The 14,935-nt window shown below is 42.0% G+C and carries 16 protein-coding genes and 2 other annotated features (1 of these 18 only partly in view); of the genes, 3 read left to right on the top strand and 13 right to left on the bottom strand.

Annotated features, from left to right (window positions below; translation table 11 throughout):
• Window positions 1-245: 245 nt before the first annotated feature.
• The gene (locus NSS76_RS13405; RefSeq protein WP_341082385.1) at window positions 246-989 is read right to left on the bottom strand and encodes a TrmH family RNA methyltransferase; all 744 of its coding nucleotides are present in this window, start codon (window positions 987-989) and stop codon (window positions 246-248) included.
• 113 nt (window positions 990-1,102) lie between these two features.
• On the opposite strand from NSS76_RS13405, the gene sspI reads away from it, so the two are divergent.
• Window positions 1,103-1,324 carry a small acid-soluble spore protein SspI gene (sspI, locus tag NSS76_RS13410; RefSeq protein ID WP_024425725.1) on the top strand — a complete coding sequence of 74 codons (222 nt, stop codon included), beginning with the start codon at window positions 1,103-1,105 and terminating at the stop codon, window positions 1,322-1,324.
• Between the two features lie 43 nt (window positions 1,325-1,367).
• Here the strand turns inward: sspI and cstA are convergent, their stop codons facing one another.
• The gene (cstA, locus tag NSS76_RS13415; RefSeq protein ID WP_172881103.1) at window positions 1,368-3,164 is read right to left on the bottom strand and encodes a carbon starvation protein CstA; all 1,797 of its coding nucleotides are present in this window, start codon (window positions 3,162-3,164) and stop codon (window positions 1,368-1,370) included.
• A 346-nt stretch (window positions 3,165-3,510) separates the two neighbouring features.
• Window positions 3,511-4,599 carry a M42 family metallopeptidase gene (locus NSS76_RS13420; protein ID WP_151040371.1) on the bottom strand — a complete coding sequence of 363 codons (1,089 nt, stop codon included), beginning with the start codon at window positions 4,597-4,599 and terminating at the stop codon, window positions 3,511-3,513.
• A 179-nt stretch (window positions 4,600-4,778) separates the two neighbouring features.
• On the opposite strand from NSS76_RS13420, the gene NSS76_RS13425 reads away from it, so the two are divergent.
• Entirely contained in the window at window positions 4,779-5,183 is a 405-nt protein-coding gene (locus NSS76_RS13425; RefSeq protein WP_024426127.1) for a hypothetical protein, read from the top strand.
• Window positions 5,184-5,200: 17 nt separating this feature from the next.
• On the opposite strand, the gene NSS76_RS13430 is transcribed toward NSS76_RS13425, so the two are convergent.
• The 8 genes from NSS76_RS13430 to NSS76_RS13465 all read right to left on the bottom strand — a co-directional run bounded on the left by NSS76_RS13430 (window position 5,201) and on the right by NSS76_RS13465 (window position 10,776).
• Window positions 5,201-5,467 carry a DUF1294 domain-containing protein gene (locus NSS76_RS13430; protein WP_034279690.1) on the bottom strand — a complete coding sequence of 89 codons (267 nt, stop codon included), beginning with the start codon at window positions 5,465-5,467 and terminating at the stop codon, window positions 5,201-5,203.
• Window positions 5,468-5,530: 63 nt separating this feature from the next.
• Window positions 5,531-5,890 carry a 50S ribosomal protein L20 gene (gene rplT / locus NSS76_RS13435; RefSeq protein WP_007501659.1) on the bottom strand — a complete coding sequence of 120 codons (360 nt, stop codon included), beginning with the start codon at window positions 5,888-5,890 and terminating at the stop codon, window positions 5,531-5,533.
• A gap of 31 nt (window positions 5,891-5,921) precedes the next feature.
• A complete protein-coding gene (rpmI, locus tag NSS76_RS13440; protein ID WP_003216324.1) occupies window positions 5,922-6,122 on the bottom strand; it encodes a 50S ribosomal protein L35 in 201 nt (66 codons plus the stop codon).
• Window positions 6,123-6,146: 24 nt separating this feature from the next.
• Window positions 6,147-6,662, bottom strand: a complete 516-nt coding sequence (gene infC, locus NSS76_RS13445) for a translation initiation factor IF-3 (RefSeq protein WP_024425720.1) — start codon at window positions 6,660-6,662, stop codon at window positions 6,147-6,149.
• Between the two features lie 71 nt (window positions 6,663-6,733).
• Window positions 6,734-6,865 (bottom strand) — a sequence feature (ribosomal protein L20 leader region).
• A 128-nt stretch (window positions 6,866-6,993) separates the two neighbouring features.
• Window positions 6,994-7,689: an antiholin-like protein LrgB gene (gene lrgB / locus NSS76_RS13450; RefSeq protein ID WP_205684420.1), complete on the bottom strand. Its 696-nt coding sequence runs from the start codon at window positions 7,687-7,689 to the stop codon at window positions 6,994-6,996.
• Window positions 7,690-7,703: 14 nt separating this feature from the next.
• Window positions 7,704-8,147, bottom strand: a complete 444-nt coding sequence (gene lrgA, locus NSS76_RS13455; RefSeq protein WP_044335475.1) for an antiholin-like murein hydrolase modulator LrgA — start codon at window positions 8,145-8,147, stop codon at window positions 7,704-7,706.
• Window positions 8,148-8,284: 137 nt separating this feature from the next.
• The gene (locus NSS76_RS13460; protein WP_034624188.1) at window positions 8,285-9,022 is read right to left on the bottom strand and encodes a LytR/AlgR family response regulator transcription factor; all 738 of its coding nucleotides are present in this window, start codon (window positions 9,020-9,022) and stop codon (window positions 8,285-8,287) included.
• Complete coding sequence (locus NSS76_RS13465; RefSeq protein ID WP_073206892.1) at window positions 9,019-10,776, bottom strand: sensor histidine kinase; 1,758 nt, start codon at window positions 10,774-10,776, stop codon at window positions 9,019-9,021. Before NSS76_RS13465 ends, NSS76_RS13460 begins: the two co-directional genes overlap by 4 nt.
• A gap of 176 nt (window positions 10,777-10,952) precedes the next feature.
• Between NSS76_RS13465 and NSS76_RS13470 the strand changes: the two genes are divergently transcribed.
• On the top strand, window positions 10,953-11,732 hold the full coding sequence (locus NSS76_RS13470) for an HAD family hydrolase (RefSeq protein ID WP_024426132.1): 780 nt from the start codon (window positions 10,953-10,955) through the stop codon (window positions 11,730-11,732).
• 51 nt (window positions 11,733-11,783) lie between these two features.
• Here the strand turns inward: NSS76_RS13470 and NSS76_RS13475 are convergent, their stop codons facing one another.
• Entirely contained in the window at window positions 11,784-12,704 is a 921-nt protein-coding gene (locus NSS76_RS13475; RefSeq protein WP_341082386.1) for a methyl-accepting chemotaxis protein, read from the bottom strand.
• A 156-nt stretch (window positions 12,705-12,860) separates the two neighbouring features.
• Window positions 12,861-14,801: a threonine--tRNA ligase gene (gene thrS, locus NSS76_RS13480; protein WP_024426134.1), complete on the bottom strand. Its 1,941-nt coding sequence runs from the start codon at window positions 14,799-14,801 to the stop codon at window positions 12,861-12,863.
• A 46-nt stretch (window positions 14,802-14,847) separates the two neighbouring features.
• Window positions 14,848-14,935, bottom strand: a binding site (T-box leader); it runs 160 nt beyond the window's last position.

Raw genomic sequence — 14,935 nt, forward strand, 5'->3', positions numbered from 1 at the left:
CACAAATGCATGTGCGAATAAGCTTCATTGACATAACGGAATCAAACGAATCCGGTTCACCTTTACGCAAAACCTGCGGTCCCGGTGACAACTCCAGAGGTGAATTCCTGTTTCAGCATTCCTTAAATGCACTTTCAGTCTACGATGCATTCTCCCTAAAAGGCCGCTTCTTGAAACAATCTTCCTCTATCATGGTTTTTAAAATATTAGTTTTATTATAGTGAAAATAAACGCATGTTGCAACATTATCCACGCAAATGATAAACAAGAACAGCGGCTGCTACAGCTACATTTAAAGATTCTGCCTGCCCATACATTGGTACATATAAATTTTGATCTGTCATTTGCAGAATGTCTGGGTCAATACCAGCTCCTTCATTTCCAACAATTAATGCAAACGGACCTTCTGCCGTTACGCTTTTATACTCTTTCGCATCTTTTAAGGCACTTCCGTATACAGGTATGCCTCGTTCTTTCAGCTCCGTGATCGCCTGTTGAAGAGTTTGCTTTAAGATAGGCAGGTGAAAATGAGACCCTTGCGCGGAACGGAGCGTTTTTCCGTTAAACGCATCAACTGTTCCGTCTCCTAAGATCACAGCATCAAGACCAGCGGCATCTGCTGTTCGAATGAGTGTGCCTAAATTCCCCGGATCCTGCACTGCGTCTAATAAAAGAAGCCGTTCAACCTTCTTTTCTTCAAAAACAGGAACTGTACAGACTGCGGCAATGTGCTGAGGCGTTTCTGTTTCTGTCATGGCAGAAAAGGCCTCTTCGCTCAGTTCATAAAGCTCAATGTCAGGCTGGATATGAGAAGGAAGCAGTTCGGGCGAGGTGACCATTAATTCCTTCACGATCCCGCTCTTTAATGCTTCTTCGACTAAATGTATTCCCTCAACGAGAAACAGCCCCGTTTTCGTTCGTTCTTTTTTCGTATGGAGCTTCTTCCACTGTTTAATGTTTGTGTTTTTAGCTGATTCTATATATTTCAAGCGACGTTAACTCCTTTAATTATCATGAATTTATTATATCTCATGCACACTACATAATAAACCTGTCTTTGAGACAGAATAGGGCTATTACCATCAAAAAAGGAGTGTGGGCAATGGATTTTAATTTAAGAGGCGCAGTCATTCAAAACATTACTGGCCATAATCAAGAACAGCTTGAACATACGATTTTAGATGCTATTCAAAGCGGCGAGGAAAAAATGCTGCCAGGCCTTGGCGTGTTGTTCGAAGTGCTATGGCAAGAAGCATCAGAAAACGAGAAAAATGAAATCCTTGAAACATTAGAACAAGGCTTAAAGCCTCAGCAGCAGCAATAAAAAGAAGCCGGTTTGCTTATAAAAGCAAGCCGGCCTTTTTCATTTAACCAGTGATAGGCGTTTCCATTCGAAGCGCTGGATCACGCCAGATTTCAACCCATTTTTTAATCGCAAACACAATAATCACAAAACCTAAGATCAGCATGATGATCGACAGCACCGCATTCAGCACGCTGTAACCGGATGCTTCAGGATTGAGATATACATTTGCTACCATCCAATAGCCTGCATAATTCACCGTCACATATAAGTAAGCAAGCGGAATTAAACAAGTCAGCATATATCGCCTTTTATCTGCAATTTTTAATACAACGGTTGCCCCGATGATTAACCCAACCGAAGCCATTAACTGGTTTGAAACTCCAAACAGCGCCCAAATAGAGCCAATGTCCCCTGAGTAAAGTAAGTATCCCCACATAAAACAAGCAAGCACACTTGCAAACACCGAACCAGGTACCCAGTCAGTTCGTTTAAGTGGTTTATATGCTTCACCTAAAAAGTCTTGAATCAAATAGCGTGCCACACGTGTCCCCGCATCAATAGCAGTTAAAATAAAGACAGCCTCAAACATAATGACGAACTGGAAGAAGTAAGAAGCCAAATGACTAAAGAACGGAATCCCAGTAAAGATATACGCCATCCCTACCGCTAATGTTACGGCACCACCCGTTCTTCCTTCTAAGTCGAGGCCGATTTCCTTACTCAGCTGCGGAAGGTTTTCGACACTCATACCGAGTGTACGGAACACTTCTGGCGTACTGTTTATCGCAAAATAATCCCCTGGATGCAGGGCAGTAGCCGCAATTAAAGCCATAATCCCAACTAAGCATTCCACAAGCATTGCGCCAAACGCAACAGGCTTCATATCACTCCATCGGTCCAGCATCTTAGGTGTTGTCCCTGAACCAACAAATGCGTGGAAACCAGAAATGGCACCGCAAGCAATGGTAATCGAAATAAATGGCCAGACAGGACCAGCTAATACAGGTCCTCCTCCATTCACAAACTCTGTAAACGCGGGGAATTGAATGGACGGATTCACGACAAAAATACCAGCAATCAGCGCAATGAATACACCAATTTTCATAAAACTACTTAAATAGTCCCTCGGTGCAAGCAGCAGCCAAACTGGCAGAGCCGCAGCAAAAAAGGCATAGATCGGCAGGGCAAGAGCAAGCGTTTTTGTATCAAGTGTTAAAAAATCACCTAGTGCCGTTCCTTGAATATTTGGCCCAAGGAATACACCAAACATCAGCAAAATAAATCCCGCAGATGTCGCCAGCTTTAAATTGCCTGTTTTTTTATAATACAGACCAACCCCCATTGCAATCGGAATCGTGATTCCAACTGCAAATGTCCCCCAAGGGTTACGTTCTAAAGCATGAAGCACAACCATAGACAAACCTGCCATTGTGATGGTAATAATAAACAGCATCGCAAGCCCTGTACAAAACCCTGCAACAGGTCCCAGCTCTTCCTTCGCTACCTCTGATAATGATTTCCCCTTTTTTCGCATCGACGCAAATAAGACGACTAGATCATGTACAGCTCCGCCTATGACTGCACCAATTAAAAGCCAAAGGAGACCAGGTAAATATCCAAATTGAGCGGCTAAAATCGGACCCACTAACGGACCAGCAGCTGCAATCGCAGCAAAGTGATGCCCAAATGTGACCCATTTATTTGTCGGCACATAATCTTTCCCGTCCTCTAGCGTGTGAGCCGGTGTAGGATGATCATCTGTGACCTTTAATACCTTGACCATCATAAATGTGCCATAAAGACGATAGGCAATCGCTAAAATACACATAGATCCTATTACAATTGTAACCGCATTCATTTAACCATCCCCTTTGTATAAACAATTTGTTACAAATATAACATAAATTGATTGATTTTTCTTTCTTTTAAAACCAAGTTGACAAATAAGAATAATGTGTTTATTCTTAAGGTAGCTTCACCTACTTCCATAAACTCTCTTTTGACAGGGCATTCTATGGCTCTGTCCTTTTTATTGCTTTCATCTTACAAAAATAAACGCTCGATCACATGTGCCTTATTCACTAGGAAACACTCTCTTCTTTTACCAAAAACAGTTCTTTTGGCTCACCTTGAACACACCGTTCATTTCCTGGGAAATTCAATAAAAAAAGCCTTTCCTCTGTACTGAGGAAAGGCATTCTTCCTTAAGAACCATACGTAATCTGTTCAACGGTTTTTTGATCAAGTCTTTTGATCACTTCTGTTAAAAGCTTCACTGCATTTTCATAATCATCTCGGTGAATCATTGCAGCATGGGTATGAATATATCTGCTCGGAATCCCGATAGATAGTGATGGAACTCCATGACCTGTTAAATGAATACCGCCAGCATCTGTCCCGCCGCCAGGCATTGAGTCATATTGATAAGGAATGTTCAGCTCATCAGCTGTTTGGACAACAAAATCACGAAGTCCTTTATGAGAGACCATTGAAGCATCAAATACAACAATTGTTGGGCCTTTGCCAAGTTTGCTAGTTGCTTCTTTCTCAGTGATGCCTGGTGTATCTCCTGCTACACCTACATCAATGGCAAATCCAATATCGGGCTGAATTGTAGCCGCTGCTGTTTTGGCTCCGCGCAGGCCTACTTCCTCTTGGACAGTTGCGACGCTGTAAGCAATATTCTCATGCTGAGCATTGTGTAAGTTTTTCATGACATCAATTGCCACTGCACAGCCAATGCGGTTGTCCCATGCTTTTGCAAGGAGCATTTTTTCATCATTCATGACTGTAAACTCAAAGTAAGGAACGATTTGATCTCCAGGCAGCACGCCCCACTCCATTGCCTGTTCTTTGCTTGACGCCCCAATATCAATAAACATATCCGTAATCTCAATTGACTTTTTACGAGCTTCAGGTGACAAGACGTGTGGTGGCTTTGAACCAATTACCCCTGTGATCTCTCCCTTTTTCGTCACAATGGTGACACGCTGGGCGAGCATGACTTGTGACCACCAGCCGCCGACTGTTTGAAAACGAATGTAGCCTTTGTCATCAATTTTTGTCACCATGAATCCTACTTCATCTAAGTGACCAGCGAGCATAATTTTAGGTCCGTTTGCTTTTCCTTCCTTTTTAGCGATCAAGCTGCCAAGGCGGTCTGTAGAGACTTCATCTGCATATGATTCTATGTATGTCTGCATGACTTTTTTGACATCACGTTCATTTCCTGGAATCCCTTTTGCATCCGTTAGGTCTTTCAGCATAGTTAATGTTTGATCGAGCTTTGTCATTCCATTTATCCTCCTTTATCTTCATGGTGCATTCTTATTATACAAAACCTCTTTCGTTCAATACGATCTTTTTATGAATATTTTTTCGTTTTACGAAATATTTTTTTAAAAAAAGTTGAAACCTTTTGGCGTTTCCATTCGTAGTACATCAGATAACGGTATTGGAGGTGCATCCTGTCATGTTTGTAATCCTCATGAGACTTGCTCTTGTTGCACTGCTTGTCTACATCTTCTACATGGCGGTAAAATTCTTCTCAAACCCGAGAAGAAAGCTGAAACAAGCACAATTAAAAGAAGGCTTTTATTTTATGGACGAACAGCAAAATGCGCGCAAAAATTTTAATTTCGTCTATAAAGGTGTCTTGTTTGAAGGGGAGAAGCATGTTCCTTCTAAGGATCATCCTCTGTTTGTCCACTCCATTTACGTTTGGACGGAGTCACCTGAGAAGCTGAGTGAATTTACATTAGAAGACTTTGAAAAACTGGAGGAAAACATTATCGAGCGTTATCCTCAAACAAAAATTGATTGGGATCAGCCTATTAAAAAAATCAAACAAAAAAAAGGAGCAGACACGCCGTCCTAATGGCGTCTGCTCCTTTTTCAAATAACTTGGATATATCCCAATAGAATCAACTGCAAAATAATTAATAAAGGCATGCCGATTTGAAAGGCAGGATGCTTTGTTTTATGCCGGAAATACTGCATTCCTAGATACGATCCGGCAGCGCCAAAAAGAACCGCAGCACTCCATAAATGCGCCTCTGAAATTCTCCATTTATGTGCTTTCGCCCGGCGTTTGTCCTCGCCCATGAGAAAAAAGCCGTAGCCATTCACTAAAATAAGCAGCAGGATTAAAGCCATATTCATTCATTTCACCTCACATGATGAGAAAAAAAGATCACCCCTCGAAGGAATGATCTTTTATAAAACTTACTTGTCTAGTTGTGCTTTTGCAGCATCAGCAAGCTGATTGAATGCATTTAGGTCATTCACAGCAAGGTCAGCAAGCATTTTGCGGTTTACTTCGATACCAGAAAGCTTTAAGCCATGCATTAAACGGCTGTAAGAAAGACCGTTCATACGAGCTGCAGCGTTGATACGAGTGATCCATAGTTTACGGAAGTCACGTTTTTTCTGACGACGGTCACGGAAAGCGTAGTTTCCAGATTTCATCACCTGTTGGTTTGCTACTTTGTATAATCTATGTTTTGAACCGAAATAACCTTTTGCTAATTTAAGAACCTTTTTACGACGCTGACGCGACACAGTTCCGCCTTTTACTCTTGGCATTGTAATTCCCTCCTATGATTCCTATTCCAAATTACTTGATGTTTGCAAGTTGTTGTTTGATACGTTTGAAATCTCCAGCACTTACGATTGCGCTCTTACGCAATTTACGTTTTTGCTTTGTAGATTTATTAGCGAACAAGTGACTTGTGTACGCATGAGAACGTTTAAGTTTACCAGAACCTGTTTTTTTGAAACGTTTAGCAGATCCGCGGTGAGTTTTCATTTTTGGCATTGGATGTTTCCTCCCTCTGTTACTTTACTTTTCGACTTTTGGTGCAAGCATGAGGAACATGCTGCGTCCGTCCATCTTAGGTTTTGTTTCTACTGTTGCTACTTCAGCGCAAGCTTCAGAGAAACGGTCTAACACGCGCTGTCCGATTTCTTTATGCGTAATCGCACGGCCTTTAAAGCGGATAGAAGCTTTCACTTTATCTCCCTTTTCAAGGAATTTGATTGCATTACGGAGCTTCGTGTTAAAATCATGTTCATCGATTGTCGGGCTCAACCGAACTTCTTTTAAGCTAATGATTTTTTGATTCTTACGTGCCTCTTTTTCCTTCTTCTGCTGTTCGAATCGGAACTTACCATAGTCCATGATTCGGCAAACAGGTGGTTTTGCATTTGCAGCAACTAACACAAGGTCAAGATTAGCTTTAGCAGCAATTTCCAGAGCTTCCTGGCGGGTTTTAATCCCAAGCTGATCGCCATTTTGTCCGATCAAACGAACTTCACGCGCACGAATACCTTCATTAACTAATTGATCTTTGCTAATAGTGAGCCACCTCCATGAGATTTTGAATTGAGTTCACAATTCATTTTGACCATTTCGTTGTATGTTTTACAGGCAAACAAAAAGTGTGGGCATATAAAACACCCACACTGCGAACATTTGCATGAAAAAATAAATGTACGGTCAACCTGTCAACTACAAACATGTGTCAATCAGGTGAGAAGCGGGTGCTTCTGCTTGTGATATCTATTCAATTCGTTAACTATTCTACACAATTTTCATTTGTCCGTCAAGTAACCGAACTCTTGAAACAACTTTTTCAGTGTAACATGATGAAACGAATTGGGCAAGACTTTTTCACACCATGACGGCATCAAAGAATCAACTGCATAAAGATTGGGATGACGATAACGGTCACAACTCCTACGACTACAACGGCGATACTTGCCATCGCTGCTTCTATTTCTCCCATCTCAATTCCAACAGAAACCCCAAGCGCATGTCCTGATGTACCAAGTGCAAGACCTTTTGCCACTGGGTTTTTAATGCGAAACAATTTTAAGAAGAAAGCACCTAGTGCATAGACAATGACTGCGTTAAATATGACCGCAAAGGCTGTGATATCTGCGATTCCGCCAATATCCTTTGCAATTGGAAGAGCAATCGCTGTTGTCGCTGCTTGTGGAAGCATGCTTTTCATCACAGCCGCATCTAAATGAATTCCTTTTGCGACGAGATATACGATCGTAATAGAACAAAGTGAACCTACAAAAATAGCAGATAAAATTTGCCACCAATATTTTTTAAGCAAGGCTCTCTGCTTATAAAGCGGGATAGCGAAAGCAATCGTTGCAGGCTCTAAGAAAAATTTGATAATCTTGCCGCCCTCATTATAATCTGCGTAGGAAAAACCGCCAACTTTCAAAAATAAAATGCCTAGTACCATCGCCACAAACAGCGGGGTGAACAAGAAGAAGCCTTTTGATTTTTTAAATAAGAATGTCCCTATTCCAAAAGCGACCAATGAGACGACAATGCCAAAATAAGGGCTCATCGTACTTGTACCCATTTTGCATCTCTCCTTTAATGCGTACTTGAAGCTGGTTTATTTGAATGAGAAGGAGCAGATTTACTCTCCTTTGCCTCTTTACGTTTCTGCGGTCTTTCTGATAATTGCATGAGAAGCTGCGAAAACAGCCCTGTCGCTGCAAGTAGCATAATGGTTGCAATGATAATGACACCGACGACTTGCACACCCACTTCTTGCATGACACCTAATGATTGAATAACTGAGATCCCAGAGGGAACAAATAGAAAGCTAATGAGTCCTGTCAATGATGTACCTAATTGCTCCACCTGCTCTAGTTTGACGATTTTCGTTGTTAACAAAACAAATAATAGAACCAAACCAATGACGGATGCGGGCATCGGAATCGGTAAATACATTGAAATGAGATTAGAAACGAACATTACGGTTGCAAAAATAAATGCTTGAGATAGAAATCCATATACTTTCGTGGCACTCATGCCCCTTCACCTCTTTCTTCGACTGCCCTCAGTATAGGGCATGAAATAAATGAATGAAGCGTTTACAATAAAACTCGCTGGATTCAATGACTGAAATGCAAAAAACGAGTATTGAAATACAAACAAAAAAAGCCCTCCTACTCTAGCAGGAGCGACTTCTTTAATTCTTTCGCATATGTACGGCTGACAGGAATGATGGACCCGTCTGTCATATGCAGATTATACGTCGAATTAAACCACGGCTGTACTTCTTTCATATGAGAGGTATTCACGATATAGCTGCGATGAACCCTCATAAAGTAAGCCTCAGGAAGTTTCTTTTCAATGACCACAAGCGGTTCTGAGACCTCATACATGTGATTCTTTGTTTTCACGACCTTTTTCCCCTCGCTGAGTCCTACATACATGATCTCTTCAACTTGCAGGATCACAATTGAGTCATCGACAGAGATCGCTAATTTTTGCTGGCGGGGCGCTTTCTCATCTGACACCTGGTGCTCTTGCGTCTCAACAGATTTCCATTTTTTAAACTTCTGGATGGTCTGGAGCAGCCGCTCTTCATCAAATGGTTTTGTTAAGTAATCAAGCGCACTGACCTCAAACGCCTTCAGCGCATATTGATCAAAGGCTGTCGCAAATACAACCGCTGGCGGATCAGACATCCGGTTGAGCCTTTTGGCAATATCAAATCCGTTCTCACCAGATAAATCAATGTCTAAAAAGAGCAGATCCGGCTTATGGTCGACCATCCGGTCAAAAGCAGATTCTATATTTTCTGCTTCCTCTATTTGAACATCCTCTTTCGTTCTTCGTAATAAGTATTTTAATTCATCTCTTGCTAACACTTCATCATCTACGATTAATACTTTCATCAACGAGAATCATCCTTTTTTACATAGTCCATCGGAATGCGAAATGAGATGTCAGTGCCTTGGTCACTATGAATGGATAAAGCGGCTTGTCTGCCAAAAATTCCTCTTAACCGCTGATCTAAATTAAAAAGGGCCGTCCCTGTTCCTTCTAGTGATTCAACAGGCGCTTTTAATAGCTGAGCCATCTTATCATCTTCAATCCCCTGTCCATTATCTGTCACTTTCATATAAACATGCCCATCTTTTATCAAAGCGGATACGATGACTTCACAATTCGTTTGATGTTTAGGAAAAGCATGTCTCACTGCGTTTTCAACAAGCACCTGAAGCACAAAGGGCGGAATCATCACCTGCTCCAGCTCCTTTTCAATTTGAAAGGTCACATGGTACTTATTTGGAAACCTTGCTTGTTCAAGTGATAAATATGCCTCCACATGCTGAATCTCTTTATGCATTGGAATCAGCAGCTGGCGGGCACCTTGCATATTTGAACGAAAATAAATACTTAGCTGCAGCAGCAGCTTCCTTGCCATCTCCACATTGGTTCTGCATAAAACAGAGATGGTATTAATGGCGTTAAATAAAAAGTGCGGGTTCACTTGTGCTTGAAGTGCTTTGATCTCTGCATCTTTTAGCAGGCGGCTTTGAGTTTCCGCCTCCCCAAGCTCAAGCTGTGTGGAAAACAGCATCGCCAAACCTTCTGCAAGCTCTTCTTCCACCCTGCTTAATCCGACCGGAGAATTGAAATACATTTTTAATGTTCCGATCGTTTGACCGTTAGAGGTGAGCGGTAGCACAATTGCCGCTTTAAGAGGGCAATGGGCAACTGAACAATTGATTTCGTCCTTAGAATGTGCTTTCATAATCTTGCCGCTCATCAATACTTGTTTCGACAGCCCCGTAATCAGGCTTTTAGATGGAATATGATGATCTGTTCCATCTCCGACATGCGCTAAAATCTTTTCTGTGTCTGTTAAGGAGACCGCATCTGTTTCAGTCAACCGATGAATGATCTCCGCCACACTTTTACAGGACTGTTCATTTAACCCTTGGCGGAAAAAAGGCAGTGTTTGATCGGCGATTGAAAATACACGATGTGTCTGCATCGCTTTTGCCTGCTCTTCTTGCCGAATGACTGACTGTAAAATAGATAAAAAGATAAAGCTGCCGATTCCATTCACAAAGATCATCGGCAAAGCGATGATACTGACAAGCCCCCATGCATCAGCAAATGGCTTTGCAAACAGCAGGATAATGATCATCTGTAATGATTCCATCGCTACACCAAAAAGGGCTGCTTGACGAGGTGTGACCATTCGATTCCTCCGTTTAAACCTGCTGCCGACATAGCCTGCAATGACACCCGCTAAAATGGAAGAAATCGCACAGCTGAACGCGGTGCTTCCTCCTAGAGAATAGCGGTGAATTCCAGCTAAAAGCCCTGTGCCAATCCCTACAAACGGCCCCCCAATCAAACCGCCCATTTCGATCCCCATAATTCTCGTATTGGCGATTGAGCTTGATGAGCCAAGATGATAAGAAAACTCATGATTCATGACAATTTGCTGCTGGATTTCAATTCCTGTGTAATTACTGATTATACTAAAAGAAGCAAAAATGAAGACAAGAATTGCCTTTTTCCGAAACCCTTGATTATGTAGCAATAGATTGCGAAAGCCCTTCACATGGGCAAGCACAAATCCTAAAATAACGATGATCCCCACACGCTCGATCATCATAATAATTAAATGAAGCAAACCGGCCACCTCAAATGATGTATGTCATATCTACTGTCTTTCTATTCTATCATGTGCGGTCAATGAGCAAAGATCTCTCAAATCTTTTCTTTATTGCCCTCTTCTTCTATTGTAAAATGAACATGAGCCTGTCACTTGCAATTGAAGGTAACACATACATAACAAGGGAGAAGATCATGAAAGCCGTATTTTTCGATTTAGATGATACTTTGCTTTGGGACGAAAAAAGCATTCATACAACTTTTCAGGAAACTTGCCGGGAAGCGGAAAAGAAATATGGACTTGATCCAGAATCGTTTGAACAGATTGTACGTGAAGAAGCAAGAAAGCTGTACTCTTCCTATGAAACATATGATTATACTGTCATGATCGGCATTAATCCTTTCGAAGGACTGTGGTCCAATTTTAGTGAACCGATTAGCGAAGGCTTTCAAAAGCTGAACGCCATTGCACCAGAGTATCGTAAAAACGCTTGGACCAACGGCTTAAAGACAGCGGGAATTGACGATGAGGCATTTGGACAATATTTGGCTGATTTCTTTGCAGCAGAACGCAGAAAACGCCCATATGTCTATGAAGAAACATACCCTGTATTAAACCGCCTGAAAGGCAGCTACGAATTGCTCCTTTTAACAAATGGAGATCCTAGCCTTCAAAAGGAAAAACTGGCAGGTGTTCCTGAGCTTGCCCCTTATTTTAACGAAATCGTGATTTCAGGAGATTACGGAAAAGGCAAACCCGATCCTGGTATCTTTGAGCACTGCCTTCAGCTGTTAAACTTAACAAAAGACGAAGTGATCATGGTTGGAGATAATCCAAAAACAGATATTCTCGGCGCATCTCGCGTTGGTATCCAAACCGTTTGGATCAATCGCCATGGCAAGAAAAATGAAACAGATGTGACGCCTGATTATGAAATCAAAGACTTACATGAATTGTTTGATATATTAAAATAGAACAAAAAACACCCTTCTCTCACGAGATTGGGTGTTTTTGTATTCTCAGAGCTAAATGATTGCTGCTAGATTTTGCGCTTGCCGGTCTAAGCCGCGTGCTGCTTCTCCTACAACGATGAATTCCTCACTTGCCTGCTTTACAAGATCCCGGTTTGTAAACACGGTTGTCTTTGCCCGGCTTGTGCCGCTGCTGACTTTCTCTACTTCTGCATGGATCGCCTTCACATATTGATCTACCTTGACGATCGCTTCTTTTGAATTTGTCGCAAGCTTTCGAATCTCTGCTGCCACTACACTAAAGCCATTTCCATAGGAACCCGCATGTGCCGCTTCTATTGCTGCATTTAAGGCGAGCAGCTGGGTTTGTGAAGAAATGCTGTTGATGGTTGCCGCAATGGAGCTGATGGACTCTACCTGCTCCGTTAATCCTTTTAACAAGCTCATATTTTGATCGGTTTCGTTTGCTATATGATCAAAGGAGGCATTGACACTTTGACTATGCTGAATGCCAACTTCTGCTCGTTGCATTAATTTCGCAGACATCTCCTTTAGGTCTTCTACGACTTGCTTCATTGTATGTTCTCTTTCCGTAATATCTGTTGCCACTTTCACAACACCCACTACAGTTCCTTCTTCATCTTGAACAGGTGAATATGTCGCTTCAAGCCATAAGCTGCTGCCATTTTTTGTGATCCGCTGCACTTTTTCCTGAAAGACTTGACCTTCTCTCAAACGCTTCCAAAACATGTGATAGCTCGTGTGTTCTATAATATGTGGAGGACAGAACTGTCTATGTTTAAGACCGATCATCTCTTCTTTAGAATATCCCATGGCTTTTGCAAAAATATCGTTCACCCATAGAACTTCACCTGTCACATTAAATTCAATCATTGCCAGCGAGTGCTCTAATGCACGAAGAACAGCTGATTGCTCCAATACATGTGACAATAAATTGTTTGTTGTTTGCATCATCGCTTTCATTCCCCCAATTTGTCTCGAACCAATAGTACATACTTACCCTTACTTTTGTACTATCTAAACGTCTCTTTTTAGAAATTGGATCACTAGTGGAAGTGTTCTCCAAAAAGAAAAAGCCAGTGATCTAAAGAGAATCACTGGCTGTGCTTATTATTTCTTTGCTTCTGCTACTGCATGTTTCACAAAGGCTTCAAGATCCATTGTTTCTGAATCTTGTTCCCCGTATTTTCTTACATTGACAGCGCCATTTTCTGCTTCTTGATCTCCGACGACAAGCATGTACGGAATCTTTTGCATTTGCGCTTCTCTAATTTTGTACCCAATTTTTTCATCGCGGCTGTCAAGCTCTACACGAAGACCTTCAAGCTGCAAACGTTCTTGTACTTTTTTCGCATAGTCTAAATGAACAGACGGTGAAACTGGGATGACTTGAAATTGTACAGGTGCCAGCCATGTTGGAAGGGCTCCTTTGTATTCTTCAATTAAGAAGGCAACGAAGCGTTCCATTGTAGAAACAACGCCTCTATGAATCACGACTGGACGATGGTGTTTTCCATCTTCTCCGATATATGTGAGATCAAAGCGTTCTGGAAGTAAGAAATCAAGCTGTACGGTGGATAATGTCTCTTCTTTTCCAAGAGCTGTCTTCACTTGTACATCAAGCTTCGGCCCATAAAATGCCGCTTCGCCTTCTGCTTCATAGTAGTCGTGACCAAGCTCGTCCATTGCATCCTTCAGCATCGATTGTGCTTTATTCCACATCGCATCGTCATCGAAATACTTCTCAGTATCTTCTGGATCACGATAAGACAAGCGGAATGTGTAGTCATTCAAGCCAAAGTCTTGATACACTTCTTCAATTAAACGAACTGTACGGATGAACTCGTCTTTGATTTGATCTGGACGAACAAAGATGTGTGCATCGTTTAATGTCATACCGCGAACACGCTGAAGGCCGGATAAGGCACCTGACATTTCATAGCGGTGCATTGTACCAAGCTCTGCAATACGAATTGGCAATTCGCGATAGCTGTGCGGCTCGTTTTTGTAAATCATCATATGGTGCGGACAGTTCATCGGACGAAGAACAAGATCTTCGTTGTCCATTTCCATTACTGGGAACATGTCTTCTTGATAATGCGCCCAGTGTCCTGATGTTTTATACAATTCAACACTTGCAAGAACTGGTGTATACACATGTTCATAGCCAAGACGCACTTCTTTATCGACAATGTAACGCTCAATGACGCGGCGGATTGTAGCGCCTTTTGGCAGCCAAAGCGGAAGTCCTTGACCAACCTTTTGGGAATTCGCAAACAGTTTCAGCTCTTTTCCAAGCTTACGGTGATCGCGTTCTTTCGCTTCTTCCAGCAGACGTAAGTGTTCATTTAAATCTTCTTTGCTGAAGAAAGCTGTTCCGTAAATACGCTGAAGCATTTGGTTGTTACTGTCACCTCTCCAGTATGCACCGGCAAGGCTTAACAGTTTAAATTCTTTGATTTTCCCTGTAGACGGCAAGTGAATCCCGCGGCAGAGGTCAAAGAATTCACCCTGCTCATAAATCGTCACAGCTTCACCTTCTGGAATCGCCTCTAACAGCTCAAGCTTCAATTCATCACCAATTGCTTCAAAGCGCTTTTTCGCTTCTTCTCTTGATACTTCAATTCGCTCAATTGGCAGATTGCTGTTAATGATTTTCTTCATTTCTTTTTCAATCTTTGGTAAGTCTTCAGGTGTGATGGCAACATCGATGTCCACATCGTAGTAGAAGCCATTTTCGATGACAGGACCTACGCCAAACTGAACGTGATGCTCTTTTCCATACAGGCGTTTGATCGCCTGCGCTAGCAAATGTGCTGTGCTGTGGCGCATAATGTCGAGTGCTTCTTCACTTTTATCTGTGATGATCTCGATTGTTCCACTTTCTAATAGCGGCGTACGCAGATCTATTTCTTTACCGTTCAATTTACCGGCAAGTGCTTTTTTCTTTAGGCCCGGGCTAATTGATGCCGCGATGTCTTCTGTTGTAGCTGTTTTGTCAAACTCCTTGACTGCTCCATCTGGAAATGTAAGTTGAATTTGTTCTGACATCTCTGGTCACTCCTTTTTTTTGGCAATATAAAAACCCCGCCCCCTGGAAAGGGACGAGGTTGAATAAACGGAATCGTGGTTCCACCCTTTTTCCCGTATTTGCAGCTTGCTTTTTCATAAGCAAATACGGCTTG

The organism is Bacillus sp. FSL R5-0654, assembly GCF_038008745.1.
In the GTDB taxonomy this organism is placed as follows: domain Bacteria; phylum Bacillota; class Bacilli; order Bacillales; family Bacillaceae; genus Bacillus; species Bacillus safensis.